The 15,553-nt window shown below is 70.7% G+C and carries 13 protein-coding genes and 3 pseudogenes; 8 read left to right on the top strand and 8 right to left on the bottom strand.

All coding sequences use genetic code 11. The annotated features are described in order from the left end of the window. Positions 1 to 192 precede the first annotated feature (192 nt). Complete coding sequence (locus tag OH809_RS26255; RefSeq protein WP_406516282.1) at positions 193 to 1,146, top strand: RNA polymerase sigma factor SigF; 954 nt, start codon at positions 193 to 195, stop codon at positions 1,144 to 1,146. Positions 1,147 to 1,399: 253 nt separating this feature from the next. On the opposite strand, the gene hutI is transcribed toward OH809_RS26255, so the two are convergent. From hutI to hutU, 4 genes are all read right to left on the bottom strand, one after another. Beyond that, a complete protein-coding gene (hutI, locus tag OH809_RS26250) occupies positions 1,400 to 2,572 on the bottom strand; it encodes an imidazolonepropionase (RefSeq protein WP_406420209.1) in 1,173 nt (390 codons plus the stop codon). Between the two features lie 32 nt (positions 2,573 to 2,604). Further along, on the bottom strand, positions 2,605 to 3,990 hold the full coding sequence (locus OH809_RS26245; protein WP_406515695.1) for a formimidoylglutamate deiminase: 1,386 nt from the start codon (positions 3,988 to 3,990) through the stop codon (positions 2,605 to 2,607). Continuing rightward, positions 3,981 to 5,195, bottom strand: coding sequence for an allantoate amidohydrolase (locus OH809_RS26240; protein ID WP_406424976.1), 1,215 nt, complete (start codon positions 5,193 to 5,195; stop codon positions 3,981 to 3,983). Before OH809_RS26240 ends, OH809_RS26245 begins: the two co-directional genes overlap by 10 nt. A gap of 107 nt (positions 5,196 to 5,302) precedes the next feature. Continuing rightward, positions 5,303 to 6,961 carry a urocanate hydratase gene (gene hutU, locus OH809_RS26235; protein ID WP_406420211.1) on the bottom strand — a complete coding sequence of 553 codons (1,659 nt, stop codon included), beginning with the start codon at positions 6,959 to 6,961 and terminating at the stop codon, positions 5,303 to 5,305. 274 nt (positions 6,962 to 7,235) lie between these two features. Here hutU and OH809_RS26230 point away from each other — a divergent pair, with 274 nt between their 5' ends. From OH809_RS26230 to OH809_RS26220, 3 genes are all read left to right on the top strand, one after another. Next, a complete protein-coding gene (locus OH809_RS26230; protein WP_406516281.1) occupies positions 7,236 to 7,979 on the top strand; it encodes a transcriptional regulator in 744 nt (247 codons plus the stop codon). Positions 7,980 to 8,017: 38 nt separating this feature from the next. After that, complete coding sequence (locus tag OH809_RS26225; RefSeq protein ID WP_406515694.1) at positions 8,018 to 8,482, top strand: roadblock/LC7 domain-containing protein; 465 nt, start codon at positions 8,018 to 8,020, stop codon at positions 8,480 to 8,482. Positions 8,483 to 8,559: 77 nt separating this feature from the next. After that, positions 8,560 to 8,934, top strand: coding sequence for a hypothetical protein (locus OH809_RS26220; RefSeq protein ID WP_406420213.1), 375 nt, complete (start codon positions 8,560 to 8,562; stop codon positions 8,932 to 8,934). Positions 8,935 to 8,950: 16 nt separating this feature from the next. Here the strand turns inward: OH809_RS26220 and OH809_RS26215 are convergent, their stop codons facing one another. The 3 genes and pseudogenes from OH809_RS26215 to OH809_RS26205 all read right to left on the bottom strand — a co-directional run. Continuing rightward, complete coding sequence (locus OH809_RS26215) at positions 8,951 to 9,532, bottom strand: hypothetical protein (protein WP_406515693.1); 582 nt, start codon at positions 9,530 to 9,532, stop codon at positions 8,951 to 8,953. Between the two features lie 359 nt (positions 9,533 to 9,891). Next, positions 9,892 to 10,743 carry a MurR/RpiR family transcriptional regulator gene (locus OH809_RS26210; RefSeq protein ID WP_406515692.1) on the bottom strand — a complete coding sequence of 284 codons (852 nt, stop codon included), beginning with the start codon at positions 10,741 to 10,743 and terminating at the stop codon, positions 9,892 to 9,894. A gap of 158 nt (positions 10,744 to 10,901) precedes the next feature. After that, positions 10,902 to 11,219, bottom strand: a pseudogene (locus OH809_RS26205) (aromatic amino acid lyase); the annotation flags it as partial. A gap of 177 nt (positions 11,220 to 11,396) precedes the next feature. On the opposite strand from OH809_RS26205, the pseudogene OH809_RS26200 reads away from it, so the two are divergent. The 4 genes and pseudogenes from OH809_RS26200 to OH809_RS26185 form a co-directional block, all read left to right on the top strand. Continuing rightward, a pseudogene (locus OH809_RS26200) lies at positions 11,397 to 11,612 on the top strand (glycine betaine ABC transporter substrate-binding protein); the annotation flags it as partial. 20 nt (positions 11,613 to 11,632) lie between these two features. Further along, on the top strand, positions 11,633 to 13,039 hold the full coding sequence (locus OH809_RS26195) for a purine-cytosine permease family protein (protein ID WP_406515691.1): 1,407 nt from the start codon (positions 11,633 to 11,635) through the stop codon (positions 13,037 to 13,039). A 7-nt stretch (positions 13,040 to 13,046) separates the two neighbouring features. Beyond that, positions 13,047 to 13,226: pseudogene (locus OH809_RS26190) on the top strand (Uma2 family endonuclease); the annotation flags it as partial. Positions 13,227 to 13,266: 40 nt separating this feature from the next. Next, on the top strand, positions 13,267 to 13,689 hold the full coding sequence (locus tag OH809_RS26185) for a hypothetical protein (RefSeq protein WP_406420217.1): 423 nt from the start codon (positions 13,267 to 13,269) through the stop codon (positions 13,687 to 13,689). 374 nt (positions 13,690 to 14,063) lie between these two features. Here OH809_RS26185 and OH809_RS26180 read toward each other — a convergent pair whose 3' ends face one another. Next, on the bottom strand, positions 14,064 to 15,467 hold the full coding sequence (locus OH809_RS26180; protein WP_406420218.1) for a cystathionine beta-synthase: 1,404 nt from the start codon (positions 15,465 to 15,467) through the stop codon (positions 14,064 to 14,066). Between the last annotated feature and the right edge of the window lie 86 nt (positions 15,468 to 15,553).

Raw genomic sequence — 15,553 nt, 5'->3', positions numbered from 1 at the left:
TCCGTGCGGCACACGGTAGCCGAAGACCTCAACAAACCGGACATATAGCCTCAATTGGCAGTTGTATCTGCACGTCAGGACCGGGTAAGGGTAGAGGGACACCCGAAACACGACCGGCTTTGGAGGCGCCGCTTCACCGCAGGAACACGTATGGGCATCGGCAGCCATATGCCGAGAATGATGGAGGAGACCATGTCACCCCGGCTCGACGGACCGCGTACCCACATCGCGACGTCAGCATGTCCTCAGGGACTGACCGAATCAGACTCCCCTGCCGCGGTCGCCGTACCCGCTCCGCGCAGCAGCACCAGCGACATCAGCAGCGCCAAGGGCAGCGACGGCCTCGAAGGACTTCCCGAGATCCCGCCGTACGACGAAGTGGGCGCACTGGACGCCAGAGCGCTGTCGAAGACACTCTTCGCGCGGCTCGAATCCCTCGAAGAGGGCACCCACGAGTACGCGTACGTACGCAACACGCTCGTCGAACTGAACCTGGCCCTGGTCAAGTTCGCCTCCTCACGGTTCCGCTCCCGCAGCGAACCGATGGAGGACATCATCCAGGTCGGCACCATCGGCCTGATCAAGGCGATCGACCGGTTCGAGCTGAGCCGGGGCGTCGAGTTCCCGACCTTCGCGATGCCGACCGTCATCGGCGAGATCAAGCGATTCTTCCGCGACACCAGTTGGTCCGTGCGCGTCCCGCGCCGACTGCAGGAGCTGCGGCTCGACCTGGCCAAGGCGGGCGACGAACTCGCCCAGCAGTTCGACCGGGCGCCCACCGTGGGCGAACTCGCCGACCGCCTCGGACTCACCGACGACGAGGTCGTCGAAGGCATGGCCGCGAGCAACGCGTACACCGCGAGCTCGCTCGACGCCAAGGCCGAGGAGGACGGGACCGAGAGCGCGCTGGCGGACCGGATCGGCTACGAGGACCACGGACTCGAAGGCATCGAGTACGTCGAGTCCCTGAAGCCGCTGATCGCCTCGCTGCCCGGTCGCGACCGGAAGATCCTCTCGCTCCGCTTCGTCGCCAATATGACGCAGTCGGAGATCGGCGACGAACTCGGCATCTCCCAGATGCACGTCTCGCGGCTGCTCTCCCGGACGCTGGTCAAGCTCAGGAAGGGCCTGACGCTGGAGGAATGATCCCGGAGTTGCCCGCGCCCCCGCGGGACCACTTGCGGAAGGACCTGCCCCGACAAAGGGCAGGTCCTTCCGCATTGTTGACGAAGTGCCACGGACCGGCCCTCATTGGGCGAAGGTTCCGGGGGGAACACACATGGTTCATATGGCTCCGTGCGGTCCCATGGCTCATGGGGAGAGCGGACCGACGGCCTGGGCAGCGACCTGCGCCATCCGCAGATGGAGGACGAGTCCGGGACGGGGCCGGAGATGTCGCTCAGAGGGCGCGTTCACCGCGCTGCCGGACCGCCCGGACCAGGGGGACGCCCGGCCGGTAGGCGAGGTGGACATGGCTGGGGGCGTCGAGGAGGACCAGATCGGCGCGGGCGCCCGGGGAGATGCGGCCGATGTCCGTGCGGCGCAGGGCCGCTGCGCCGCCCGCGGTGGCCGACCAGAGGGCCTCGTCCGGAGTCATGCCCATGTCGCGTACGGCCAGGGCGATGCAGAAGGGCATGGACGAGGTGAACGACGAGCCCGGGTTGCAGTCCGTGGACAGCGCGACGGTGGCGCCCGCGTCGAGGAGGCGGCGGGCGTCGGGCCAGTTCGCACGGGTGGAGAACTCGGCGCCGGGGAGGAGTGTGGCGACGGTGTCGCCCTGGGCGAGGGCGTCGACGTCCGCGTCGGTGAGGTGCGTGCAGTGGTCGGCGGAGGCGGCGTCCAGCTCGACGGCGAGCTGGACGCCGGGGCCGTGGGTGAGCTGGTTGGCGTGGACCCGGGGGTGCAGGCCCTTGGCCATGCCCGCAGTCAGGATCGCGCGGGCCTGGTCGCCGTCGAACGCGCCCTTCTCGCAGAACACGTCGACCCAACGGGCGTACGGGGCACAGGCGTCGAGCATCGGCCCGGTGACCAGGTCGACGTACCCGGCGGGATCGTCGGCGTAGTCCGGGGGGACGACGTGGGCGCCGAGGTAGGTGACCTCGTCGGTGTGGCGGGCGGCGATGCGCAGGGCGCGGGCCTCGTCCTCGACGGTGAGCCCGTAGCCGGACTTGGTCTCGAACGTGGTGGTGCCCTGGCGGAGCGCCTCGGCGAGATAGCGGACGACGTTGGCGTCCAGCTCGTCGTCGGTGGCGGCGCGGGTGGCGGCGACCGTGGTGCGGATACCGCCCGCGGTGTAGGGGCGGCCGGACATCCGGGCGTTGAACTCCTCGGTGCGGTCGCCCGCGAAGAGGAGGTGGGAGTGGGAGTCGACGAATCCCGGGATCACCGCGCGGCCGCCCGCGTCGACGGCGTTGTCAGTGGCGGGTGCTTTGCTTGATTCACCGGTCCAGACGACCCGGTCGCCCTCGATGACGACGGCCGCGTCCAGGATCAGGCCCAGGGGGGAACCGTCACCGAGGGAGGGGTCGTTGGTGACCAGACTGGCGATGTTGGTGATGGCGGTCGTCGTCATCGGGGGACTGCTCTCCTTGCGAGGGTCCGGGGTCAGCCGTGCAGGACGGCGATGGCCGAGGCGAGTGCTGCGGGGACGTCCGCGACGAGCGTGTGCTGCCCGTCGCGGACGATGTGCCGGCCTGCCACGACCGTATGGCGCACATCGGCCGCGGAGGCGGCGAATACGACTGCTTCGGCGGCCAGTCGGGGCACCGGTCCCGCTGTTCTGACGGAGTCCAGGGCGACGGTGGTGAAGTCGGCGAGCGCGCCCGGTTCCAGGGTGCCGGCGTCGGACCGGCCGAGGGCGGCGTGCCCGTCGACGGTGGCGGCGCGCAGCAGCGCGGCCGCCGTCCAGTGGCCGCGGGTATGGGTGCGCAGACGCTCGTCGAGCTCCATCGCGCGGGCCTCTTCGAAGAGGTCGATCACGGCGTGGCTGTCGCTCCCGAGGGAGAGCGGCGAGCCGGCGCGCTGCAGGGCGACGGCGGGTCCGATGCCGTCGGCGAGGTCGCGTTCGGTCGTGGGGCACATGCAGGTGCCGGTGGCCGAGACGCCGAGCAGCGCGATGTCCTCACTGCTGAGGTGGGTGTTGTGGATGCCGGTGGTGCGCGGGCCGAGGACCCCGTGGTCGGCGAGGAGCCGGGTGGGGGAACAGCCGTGGGCGGCCTGGCAGGCGTCGTTCTCCGCGGTCTGTTCGGAGAGGTGGACATGGAGGGGCGCCTGCCGCTCCTCGGCCCACTTCGCCACGGTCGCGAGCTGCCCGGCGGGCACGGCGCGTACGGAGTGCACGGCCGCGCCGATCAGGGCGTGGTCGCTGCCCTTGAGCAGGGAGGCGCGTTCGGCCCAGGCGTCCGCGGTGGTGTCGGAGAAGCGCAGCTGGTGCTGGTCGGGCTCCCGGTACTGGCCGGCTCGCTGCCCGAATCCGGCGGCGAGATAGGCCGTGTCCAGCAGGGTGATCCGGATCCCGGCCGCGTCGGCGGCGGCGATCAGGGCTTCGCCCATCGCGTTGGGGTTGTTGTACGGGGCTCCGCCCGGCGCATGGTGCAGATAGTGGAACTCGCCCACCGCGGTGATGCCTGCCAGCGCCATCTCGGCGTACACGGCACGGGCCAGGTCGTAGTACGTATCGGGGGTGAGCCGGGACGCGACCTGGTACATGAGCTCGCGCCAGGTCCAGAAGGTGCCGGAGCCGACCTGGACGGTGGAGCGCAGGGCGCGGTGGAAGGCGTGCGAGTGGGTGTTGGCGAGACCGGGCACCGTGAGCCCGCGCAGCACGGTGGCGCCCGGCGGCGGGGCGTCGACGCCGGTGCGGATCCCGGCGATCCGCCCGTCGGCGACGTCCAGGGTCACGCCCGGCTCGACATGGGTGCCGAGCCAGGCGTGGGACATCCAGAACGTGGCGGTGCGGCGCGCGCCCGTCGGTGTCGTTGTCAGCTGCACGCGAGACCTTCCAGTACATCGGCGAGTGCGATCACCCCGGCGGTGCAGTCGTCCTCGGCGGCGTACTCGGCCGGCGAGTGCGAGATCCCGGTGGGGTTCCGTACGAACAGCATGGCGGTAGGGGCCGAAGCGGACAAAATACCCGCATCGTGTCCGGCGCCGGTGCCGAGGACGGGCACGGCGCGGCCCGCGTCGTCGCCGCCCCGGCCGGTCAGGATCTTGCCGAGTTCGTCACGCAGGGCGTGCTGGAACTCCACGACGGGCGTGAAGGACTCCCGTACGACATCGAGACCGATGCCCGCACGCTCGGCGTGCTCCCGGGCGGCCCGCTCGATGCCGGTGACGACGGCGTCGAGGGTGTCCTGGTCGGCGGCGCGCGAATCGAGCCAGCCACGGACGAGGGAGGGGATGGCGTTGACGCCGTTCGGCTCGACGGCGATCTTCCCGAAGGTGGCGAGGGCGCCGGTGAGCTCCGCCTCGCGGCGGGCGGCCAGCACGGTCTCGGCGTACGTGAGCATCGGGTCGCGCCGGTCGACGAGCCGGGTGGTCCCCGCGTGGTTGGCCTCGCCCCGGAAGTCGAACCGCCAGCGGCCGTGCGGCCAGATCGCGGAGGCGATACCGACCGGGTCGCCGGTGAGGTCGAGGGAGCGCCCCTGCTCTACATGGAGCTCGACGAACGCGCCGATACGGGCCAGGCGTTCGGGGTCCGGGCCGATGTCGCCGGGGTCGTACCCGGCCGCCTCCATGGCCTGCGGCAGTGTGACGCCGTCGCCGTCGCGGAGCTGGTGCGCCTTCTCGACGGTCAGCTGCCCGGCGGCGAGCCGGGACCCGACACAGGCGAGCCCGAACCGGGCCCCTTCCTCGTCGCCGAAGTTGGTGATGGCGAACGGCCGGGTGAACTCGGCTCCTCTGCGGCGGAGTTCGTCGAGCGCCGCGAAGGAGGAGACCACGCCGAGCGGCCCGTCGAAGGCACCGCCGTCGGGCACGGAGTCGAGGTGCGACCCGGTGACGACGGCGTCGTCACCGAGCGGATCCCCGAGCCAGGCCCACTGATTCCCGTTCCGGTCGACCTCGTACCCGAGCCCACGCGCTTCGGCCTGCTCCCGGAACCAGACCCGGCAGTCGGCATCGGCACCGGTCCAGGCGTACCGCCGGTACCCACCGCTCTCGGGGTGGCGTCCGATGGGGGCAAGTTCCTTCCACATGGCCTGGAAGGACGGCTGCCCGGCCCCTCCCGGTCCCTGCGGACCATGGGGGAGGGAGGGCGCCGGGGAACCCTCGGCGCCCACGGAACCGATTCCGCCCGTCAGGCTCACTGTCCCTCCGTCATGGGAACCCGCACGCCCTTGTCCGCGGCAACGGACTCCGCGATGTCGTACCCCGCGTCGACGTGCCGGATGACCCCCATTCCCGGGTCGTTCGTCAGCACCCGGCGGATCTTCTCGCCGGCCAGCTTCGTACCGTCGGCCACGGTCACCTGACCCGCGTGGATGGAGCGCCCCATCCCGACGCCGCCGCCGTGGTGGATGGAGACCCAGGAGGCGCCGGACGCCACGTTGACCATGGCGTTCAGCAGGGGCCAGTCCGCGATCGCGTCGGACCCGTCGAGCATCGCCTCGGTCTCGCGGTACGGGGACGCCACCGACCCGCAGTCCAGGTGGTCGCGGCCGATCGCCAGCGGTGCGGCCAGCTCGCCGGAGGCCACCATGTCGTTGAACCGCTCACCGGCGCGGTCGCGCTCGCCGTAGCCGAGCCAGCAGATCCGGGCGGGCAGCCCCTGGAAGTGGACGCGCTCGCCGGCCATCTTGATCCACCGGTGCAGCGACTCGTTCTCCGGGAAGAGTTCGAGCATCGCCTTGTCGGTCTTGTGGATGTCCGTCGCCTCGCCGGACAGCGCGGCCCAGCGGAACGGGCCCTTGCCCTCGCAGAACAGCGGCCGGATGTACGCGGGGACGAACCCGGGGAAGTCGAATGCCCGGTCGTAGCCCGCGAGCTGGGCCTCGCCGCGGATCGAGTTGCCGTAGTCGAAGACCTCGGCCCCGGCGTCCATGAAGCCGACCATCGCCTCGACGTGCTTGGCCATCGCCTCGCGTGCCCGCTGCGTGAAGTCGGCGGGCTTCTCGGCGGCGTACGAGGCCATGTCGTCGAAGTCGACGCCGATCGGGAGGTACGCGAGCGGGTCGTGCGCGCTGGTCTGGTCGGTGACGATGTCGATCGGGGCGCCCTCGGCGAGCATCCGGGGCAGCAGCTCCGCCGCGTTGCCGAGCAGCCCGATGGAGAGCGGCTTGCGCGCGTCGCGCGCTTCGGTGGCGAGCTGGAGCGCGTGCTCCAGGGAGTCGGCGCGCACATCCAGGTAGCGGTGCTCGATGCGGCGCTCGATGGCGCGCGGGTCGCAGTCGATACAGATCGCGACGCCGTCGTTCATGGTCACGGCGAGCGGCTGGGCGCCGCCCATGCCGCCGAGCCCGGCGGTCAGGGTGATCGTCCCGGCCAGCGTCCCGTTGAACTTCTTGGCGGCGACGGCGGCGAACGTCTCGTACGTGCCCTGCAGGATGCCCTGCGTACCGATGTAGATCCACGACCCGGCCGTCATCTGGCCGTACATGGTGAGTCCGAGCGCCTCCAGGCGGCGGAACTCCTCCCAGTTCGCCCAGTCGCCCACCAGGTTGGAGTTGGCGATCAGGACGCGCGGCGCCCACTCGTGGGTCTGCATGACACCGACCGGGCGTCCGGACTGGACAAGCATCGTCTCGTCCTGCTTGAGCGTCTGCAGCGTGCGCACCATCGCGTCGAACGAACGCCAGTCGCGGGCCGCCTTGCCCGTGCCGCCGTAGACGACGAGCTTGTCGGGGTGCTCGGCAACCTCGGGGTCGAGATTGTTCTGCAGCATGCGGAGGGCGGCTTCCTGCTGCCATCCCAGGGCGCTCAGTTCGGTACCGCGCGGTGCCCGTACGGGGCGGGGTCCTGACATGACAATGCCTCCTCGCGACTGTGTTGCTTCTATTCACATCCTGCTGCTCTGAATACTTATAGTCAACAGGCGCGCCCGAAAGACCTGCCCCGAAGACGGGATGCGGCACCGAACGCGGACAGAACATGACAGGGGCGGCAGCGGCTCCGACCGTTTCCGATCGCCTTCCGCATGTACCAATGGAAAATGCCAGAACTCCCACCTGGGGCGGGCACGTTGCGTAGCCTCTGGGTCACAGCCCTTCCCCGTGAGAGCAGCCTCCGCCCTCTCCCCCATGCTCCAGCGTCTCGCCGCCGAGCGCGCCACCGGCGCCCTGATGCGCGACCACGGCACGCTCTACCTCGCCGACGGCCAGGTCGTGCACGCCGAGAGCCCCGCGACACCAGGCCTCGACATCCTGCTCACCGCGAGCGGCGCCCTGCACCGCGACGGCTGGTGGGACGCGGTCGCCCAGGCGGGCGCCGGACAGCGGGTCGGCCGCTACCTGGTGGACAGCGGACGGATACCCGGCGGCGCACTGGAGCTCTGCCACTTGAGTGCGCTGTACGACGCCGCCTTCTTCGCCATCTCCCCCACCCGGACCCCGGCCCGGTTCCGTTACGGGGTCTCCCACTGGATCGGTCCCGTGCACCCCGTCCCCGTCGATGCCGTACAGCGCGAGACGCTCCGGCGCCGGGAGCTGCTGGACCGGATCTGGCCCGACGCGGTGACCGACACCGCCCCGCTCGCCCGGGCGGCCCATCCCGTCGACGCCCCCGTCCCGTCGCGCCGGCGCCGCGTACTCGACGTGGTGGACGGAGTACGTACGGCATCCGACATCGCCCAGCACCTGGGTCGCTCGGCGTTCCACATCCTCGTCGACCTTCGGCGGCTCACGGCCGCCGGACTGGTCGAAGCGGTCCGGCAGACGGCGGCCCCGTCCGCCTCCGTGCCCGGCCGGATCACGCTTCCCGAGGTCACGGCCGACCCCGACGTCGCCCTGCTGCGCCGGCTCAGAGACGCATTGGAGGCCCTGTGATACGCGCGCTCAGACAGCGTGCCGGGAGGAGACAGCTGATGGTTCCCGAGGCCGAAGTCCAGGACGTCCTGGACGAACTCCAGCGGCTACGGGTCCGGGTGCCGCTCCTCGCGGGCTCGCCGGCGGCCAGCACCGACGGCCTCGTCCTGGCGCAGGACACCCCGGGAGTCGAGGCGGAGGGCGTGGCCGCGCTCACCGCGGCCGCGCTCGGCGTCGCCCTCCGGATGGCGGAGGCGACCGGCCGGGGCGGCTTCCGCGAACTGCTCGTACGTGGCGAGACCGGCTACATCGCCACGTACGCGGCGGGCTCCTCCGCCGTCCTCACACTCCTGGCCGAGGACCGGATCAACGTCGGCCGGCTCCACCTGGAAGGCCGCCGGGCGAGCACCCGGATCGGCGAACTGGTCGACGCCGCACTGAAACGCACCGCACAACCCGCGCCGGCGCCGCATGCCCCGCGCCCACGGACCCCACCCCCCGGCCCCCTCCCGCACCGCACGTAGCGCCAGTCACACCGCACCAGGAACGCCAGGAAACGGAGCCGGTCACCTCAGCCGGCAAGGAAAGGAAACGAGCACTCATGGCCAACACCGAAGCGTCACTCAAGGAAGCAATGACGTCCATCGAGGGCACCCTCGGTGTCGCACTCGTCGACTACACCAGCGGCATGGCGCTGGGCGCCCTCGGCGGCGGCAAGGACTTCAACCTGGAGGTCGCTGCCGCGGGCAACACGGATGTCGTACGCGCCAAACTCCGCACCATGGAACATCTCGGTATCAAGGACGAGATCGAGGACATCCTGATCACCCTCGGCGCCCAGTACCACCTGATCCGGCTGCTCAAGGCGCGCGGCAACAACGGTCTCTTCCTCTACCTGGTGCTGGACAGCGGCCGCTCCAACCTGGCGATGGCCCGCCACCAGCTGAAGCGGATCGAGACCGAACTGGAAGTCTGACCTCCGCGGGACGCCCTCAGCGGCGCCGCGCCCCACCGGGCGCGGCGTCGCCGGCCACCGGCCCGGTCGTCCGGTACGCCGCAACCTGCTTGCCCGCGGGCCGCCCCTTCTCCACCCAGTCGGTCCGCACCCAGTACAGGACGTCGTCCTTCCGCTCCCGCTGCCCGATCCGGACGGACTTGGCCCAGAGGCCGGCCCCTGCACCCGCAAGCATCAGCCCACCGGCGCCGGGCAGCAGGAATCCGCTGGCGATCGCCACGAGAAACCCGCCCAGCAGCCACCATCGGTGCCCACGCCGCCAGTTGCGTACGGTCACGGCCCGGTCCTGGAGGAAGTCCGTCCGCCCGGCACGGGTGGCGGCCCCCGCCAACTCCGCGTACCTGCGCCCGCGCGCCACCACAACCGCGGTGATCAGGAAGAGCGCGGCTCCGGCGAGCAGTCCGATCCGACGGCCGGTGAGTCCCGGGACGAGCGCACCGACGGCGGCGGCGAGCAGCCCCGGCCACCACAGCGGTACGGCTCCGGCCCGTACGATCACGGCCACCCTCGCCAGCGACTGCGCTCCGCGCCCCACGTCCGTACCCCTCTCGACAGCCATCGATGCTGATTCTCGGGGCGCAGATTAATGGCCGTATCTGAGCGGTGTCTGAGAATCGGCGGGGAATGCCGACCACCAGCCGGACTTCCCTCAGCACCGGACACCCGCCCTGCCGTCCCCGCCCCCGACGCAGGCGGACTCGCGTCCGCGGCGCCGTTCCCGGCCGGCGAATTCCCGGGTCCGCCAGTGCCGGAAGCGATCACGGTCCGGACGCCGACGACCGCCCGCCCAGCCGCAGCCCCCGGCGTCGGCGTCGGCGTCGGCACGACCGTCCGCCCGGTCCCGCCGAGCACCGGCGACAGACTCCGGGCGCTCACCCCGCCGGGCAGCCCGGCAGCCACATCCCGTGCGTCACGCCCTCATTCCGCGAACAGCCCGCGCGCCGCCGCCCGCGCGTCGAACTCCTCCAGCCGCGCCTGCGCGTCCGGCAGGTCGTCGCACATCGCCTCCAGCAGCACCCGCCCCAGCAGCATCGGCGCGCACGCCGTGTCGAAGGCGAGTCCGGTGCCGACTGCGGCGGGAATGAGCAGGTCGCTGTGTTTGGCCACCGGGGCGAACGCCGAATCGGCGACCGACACCACGGCCAGCCCCTGCTCCCGGGCGTACGCGAGCGCGTCCACGACCTCCTTGGGATGGCGCGGCAGCGCGAAGCAGACCAGCGCGCTCGCCCCCGCCCGGCGCGCGGCGTCGATCCGGTCGTGCAGCATGCTGCCGCCCTCGTCGAGCACTCGCACATCCGGGTGGACCTTGGCGGCGAAGTAGCCGAAGCCCCGCGCCTGCGAGGAGGCGGCGCGCAGCCCGAGCACCGGCAGCGGGCGCGACGCCGCGAGCAGCCGCCCCGCCCGCTCGACCGGAGTGGGGTCGGCGAGGAGTTCGGCGAGGTGCTGCAGGTTCTCGATCTCGGCGCGGACGGCCTGCTGGTACTCGTTGTAGGTGTCGGCGGCAGTGCCCGCACCTCCCTCGACGGGTCCGGGCGCGACCTCCCGCAGATGCCTGCGCAGCGCCGGATATCCGTCGAACCCGAGCGCGACGGCGAACCGGGTGACGGACGGCTGGCTGACCCCGGCGAGCTCGGCGAGCTCCACACTCGACAGGAACGGGACGTCCCCGGCCCTGCGCACCATCGAGTGCGCGATCCGCCGCTGCGTGGGCGTGAGCCGGTGCCCCTCGAAGAGCTGCTGCAACCGCGCGGCCGGGCTGCTCCCGTTCATGCTGTCCCCCTAGTGCTCGTGCTGGTGAGATCGGTGTTCCACAGGTTCGTGCAGCGGTCGAGCAGCTCCCCGGCCGCCGCCTTCACATCATCGGTGAGCGGCCGGTCCGCGAACTCCCCTTCGAGCAGCGAATCGGCCGGCTCGAACGCCCGCCCGACCGGCAGCGGTTCGCCGATGGCCCCGGCGTGACTGCGCAGCAACCGCAGCCCGTGGTCGGCGGCGGCCTCCGTCGGGACCTCCTCGTTGCGATTGGCGCCGACCCCGGTGGATCGCCCGTACACCCGCCCGGTCGCGGCGAGTTCCCGAGCGGCCGCCCAGGACCGGTCGACCCGCTTCATCGCCTCGCCACCGGGCACGGGCCGGGCGGCGCCGCGGGCGATCCGGACGACATCGGCGACGGGGAGGGTCTCTCCGTCGAGCTCGGCGATGGAGACGGCGTGGTCCGCGGCCCATCCACCGAAGGGCGAGGAGTCCATCATGTGGGACGACATCATGCGCAAATACTCCTCATCCGGACACTCAATCCTGCCTTTCGGACTTCTGTCACCAGTGATTTACCCCGAGGCATTGACAATCCATTCAGCCCAGGAGAACCCTGCATGACTATATGCAGCCAGGGCAAGGGACGACTGGTGATCAAAGAAGCGGACGCCACCGACCCCAAGAACCTGATCCCCGGCCAGCACGTGGTCCCCCCGATCGCGGACCGCGCGGCGGACTCCACGGTCCGCAGGGCACTGGCCCGCCCGGGCGCCACCCTCACAACAAAGGACCTCGCGGAGCTGAACCGTCTGGTGGACAAGGACAAGAAGGACCCGGAGGACATAGCGCACGACTCGGCCGCGGCGCACGGCCTGGCAGAGAAGTAAGAGAAAAGGAGCAATCCCCGATGGCCGACTCCCTCGTCGAGCGCCGCTCGATCGACGTCGTACCGGACGACGAACGGCACGGCACCGCGTTCTCCCAGTTCACCCTCTGGCTCGGAGCGAACCTCCAGATCACCGCGGTGGTCAGCGGCGCACTCGCGGTCATCTTCGGCGGCGGCGCCTTCTGGTCCCTGATAGGCCTGCTGGTGGGCAATCTGCTCGGCGGAGCGGTGATGTCGCTGCACTCGGCCCAGGGCCCCAGGCTGGGCCTGCCCCAGATGATCTCCAGCCGGGCACAGTTCGGGGTGCGGGGCGCGGTCGTGCCGCTGCTCCTGGTCGTCGTGATGTACGTCGGTTTCTTCGCCAGCGGCAGCGTGCTGGCCGGCCAGGCGGTCGGCGAGCTCACCCACCTCGGGCAGACCCCCGGCATCCTCGTCTTCGCCGCGATCACCGCACTGATGGCGGTGATCGGCTACCGGGTCGTCCACGTCCTCGGCCGGGTCGCCAGTGTGGTCTGCGCGCTGGCCTTCATCTATCTCGGTATCCGGTTGCTGGACCGGATCGATCTCGGCGCCGTCCTCGCCGACCGCGCCTTCGACCTGCCGATGTTCCTGCTCGCGGTGTCGATCGCGGCGTCCTGGCAGCTGGCGTTCGGGCCCTACGTCGCCGACTACTCGCGCTATCTGCCGCGCCGTACGAGCTCCCGCGCCACCTTCTGGTGGACGCTGGCCGGCACGACGCTCGGCTCCCAGTGGTCCATGGCCTTCGGCGTGCTGGTCGCGGCATCCGCGGGCGAGGCGTTCCTCGACGACCAGGTCAGCTACGTCGTCTCGCTGGGCGGCACCGGGCTGATCGCCTCGCTGCTCTACTTCGTGATCGCGCTCGGCAAGCTGACCATCAACGTGCTGAACACCTACGGCGGTTTCATGTCGATGGTGACCGGAATCAGCGGCTTCCGCGGGCAGCGGGCGCTGTCGCAGCGCGGCCGCTCCGCGTACATCGCCGTGATCATGATCGCGGGCACGGCGGTCGCCCTGCTCGGCAAGGACACCTTCCTCGCCTCGTTCAAGGACTTCCTGCTGTTCCTGCTGACCTTCTTCACCCCGTGGTCGGCGATCAACCTCGTCGACTACTACCTGATATCGCGCGAGCGCTACGACATCCCGGCCCTGTCCGACCCGAACGGCCGCTACGGCGCCTGGCGCTGGGACGCACTGACGGTCTACGCAGTCGGCATCGTCGCCCAGCTCCCCTTCCTGGCGACGACCTTCTACACCGGCCCGCTGGTGGAGCCGCTGGGCGGCGCGGACATCTCCTGGGTGATCGGTCTGCTCGTACCGGCCCTGCTGTACTGGCTGCTCGCCCGCCGCGACACCTCCCACGTCCCGGCCGCCACGATCATGCCGACGGACCGGGTGCCGGTCGGCTGAGCCGAAGGTCTTCGATCCGCGTACCGGATCGGGAGCGGTGTTCTCCGACATCCACCCGACTCCGGACGGTCAGCGCTACGCCACCCGCAAGGATTTCGTGTACGGCGAGGACATCACCATCGGCGAGTGGACCATCTCCACCGAGGACCTCCCCCGGTACGCCCCCGAGGCCCAACAGGGGGGTTAGCCCCACTGCCCCGGGCCCCTCCGCTTCGTACCGTAGGAACATGGAAGCCCGCGACCCGGAGCTCAAGAGCGAGCTCAATGCCACCCTGCAGGCCCGCAGTGAACTGGGGCCGGAGTACGAGTCCGCGCTCATCGACTCGTTCCTGGAGAAGGTCGACCAGCGTCTCGACGTCACGCTCGACCGGCGGGTGCGGCGGCATCTCGCCGAACAGCAACTGGTGGTCGCCCGGGGGGCCCGGGCGCCCGAGCCGCCGCTGGGGAACTTCGGTGAGCGGTTCGGGTTCGGGATCATCTCATTGATCCTGGCCGTCCCGCTGTCCGCGATCGGGGTCACGAACGCCGGGATCGGCGGGCTCGTCGTGGCCTGGCTGGGGATCGTCGGGGTGAATGTCGCCCAGGCCGCCCGTAGCCGGCCGTTGTTCCGGCGCTCGGAGGAGCGCACGAAGTCCGACTGGGAGGACTGAGCGGCCGGAGCCGGCTACCGGGACTGCGGAGCGGATCGCGCTGCTGGCGAGCTGGGCGGTCGCGCCCGCCGGCTGAGCGGCCCTTGGCCGCTGATGGACGCGCATAGAGGTATGTCGCGGGGACCGCCGCACCCCCGGTTTCCCAGGGGGCGGGACGACGGCGGTCCCCGCGAGGGACGCGGGTCCGGGTCAGGGCCGGGTGCGCGCGTCCTGGCGACAGTGGAGGTCCGGGAGCCGATCCGTAGTCCGCGTCGCCGTCTTGGGTGTCGGCGGGTTTCCCTGCCGGCACCCACCAATGTGCCGGAGCCGTGTTAAGCCGGTGCTGCGCGTACGTGTCGCGCTCGTACCGTTTTCGCGAAGCCCCGAATCGCTCCCTACTGCTTCGGGCCCGCGTCCTTCGCCAGGAACGCCAGCAGGTCCTGCCTGCTCACGACGCCCTTCGGCTTGCCCTCCACCAGCACGATCGCCGCGTCGGCACCGCCCGCGCCGCCGAGCACCGACATCAGGTCCTCGACCGGTTCGCCGGAGCCGACCTGCGGCAGCGGCGGCGACATGTGCTTCTCCAGCGGGTCGGTGAGCGAGGCGCGCTGCGCGAACAGTGCGTTCAGCAGTTCCCGCTCCACGACCGAACCGATGACCTCGGCGGCCATCACGTCCGGGTGGCCGGCGCCCGGCTTCACGATCGGCATCTGCGAGACGCCGTACTCGCGCAGGACATCGATCGCCTCCCCGACGGTCTCCTCCGGGTGCATGTGGACGAGCGTCGGCAGCGGACCGTCCTTGTGGTCGAGCACGTCGCCGACGCGGGCGGACGTACCCGTGTCGTCCAGGAAGCCGTAGTCGGCCATCCACTCGTCGTTGAAGATCTTGCTCAGGTAGCCGCGGCCGCTGTCCGGGAGGAGCACGACGACCACGTCGTCCGGTCCGAGGCGCTGCGCGACCTCCAGGGCCGCCACGACCGCCATGCCGCAGGAGCCGCCGACGAGCAGGCCCTCCTCCTTGGCGAGCCGCCGGGTCATCTGGAAGGAGTCCTTGTCGGACACGGCGACGATCTCGTCCGTGACCGTCCGGTCGTACGCGGTCGGCCAGAAGTCCTCGCCGACGCCCTCGACCAGGTACGGACGACCGGAACCGCCGGAGTAGACCGAGCCCTCCGGGTCCGCGCCGACGATCTTGACCGAGTCGCCGCTGACCTCCTTCAGATAGCGGCCGGTGCCGGTGATCGTGCCACCGGTTCCCACGCCCGCCACGAAGTGGGTGATCTTGCCGTCCGTCTGCTCCCACAGCTCGGGGCCGGTGGTCTCGTAGTGCGAGCGCGGGTTGTTCGGGTTCGAGTACTGGTCGGGCTTCCAGGCACCCGGCGTCTCCCGGACCAGCCGGTCCGAGACGTTGTAGTACGAGTCCGGGTGCTCGGGGTCAACGGCCGTCGGGCAGACGACGACCTCCGCACCGTAGGCGCGCAGCACATTGATCTTGTCCGTGGACACCTTGTCCGGGCAGACGAAGATGCACTTGTAGCCCTTCTGCTGGGCGACGATCGCCAGGCCGACGCCCGTGTTGCCGCTCGTCGGCTCGACGATCGTGCCGCCGGGCTGCAGCGCGCCGCTCTCCTCCGCGGCCTCGATCATGCGCAGGGCGATCCGGTCCTTCACCGAACCGCCGGGGTTGAAGTACTCGACCTTGGCCAGCACCGTCGCCTGGATGCCGGCCGTGACACTGCGCAGCCTCACCAGCGGGGTATTGCCAACGAGACTGATCATCGAATCGTGAAATTGCACCGTGTTACTCCGGGGTCTCCGAGATGGTGCGGCCAGGGTATGCGTACGGGCATGAGATTGGGCGAAGCGATTGGGCGCCGGTCATT

This window comes from Streptomyces sp. NBC_00873 (assembly GCF_045207415.1).
In the GTDB taxonomy this organism is placed as follows: domain Bacteria; phylum Actinomycetota; class Actinomycetes; order Streptomycetales; family Streptomycetaceae; genus Streptomyces.
Note: the sequence above shows the minus strand (reverse complement) of the source record. Positions and strands in the feature narration are given on the sequence as shown.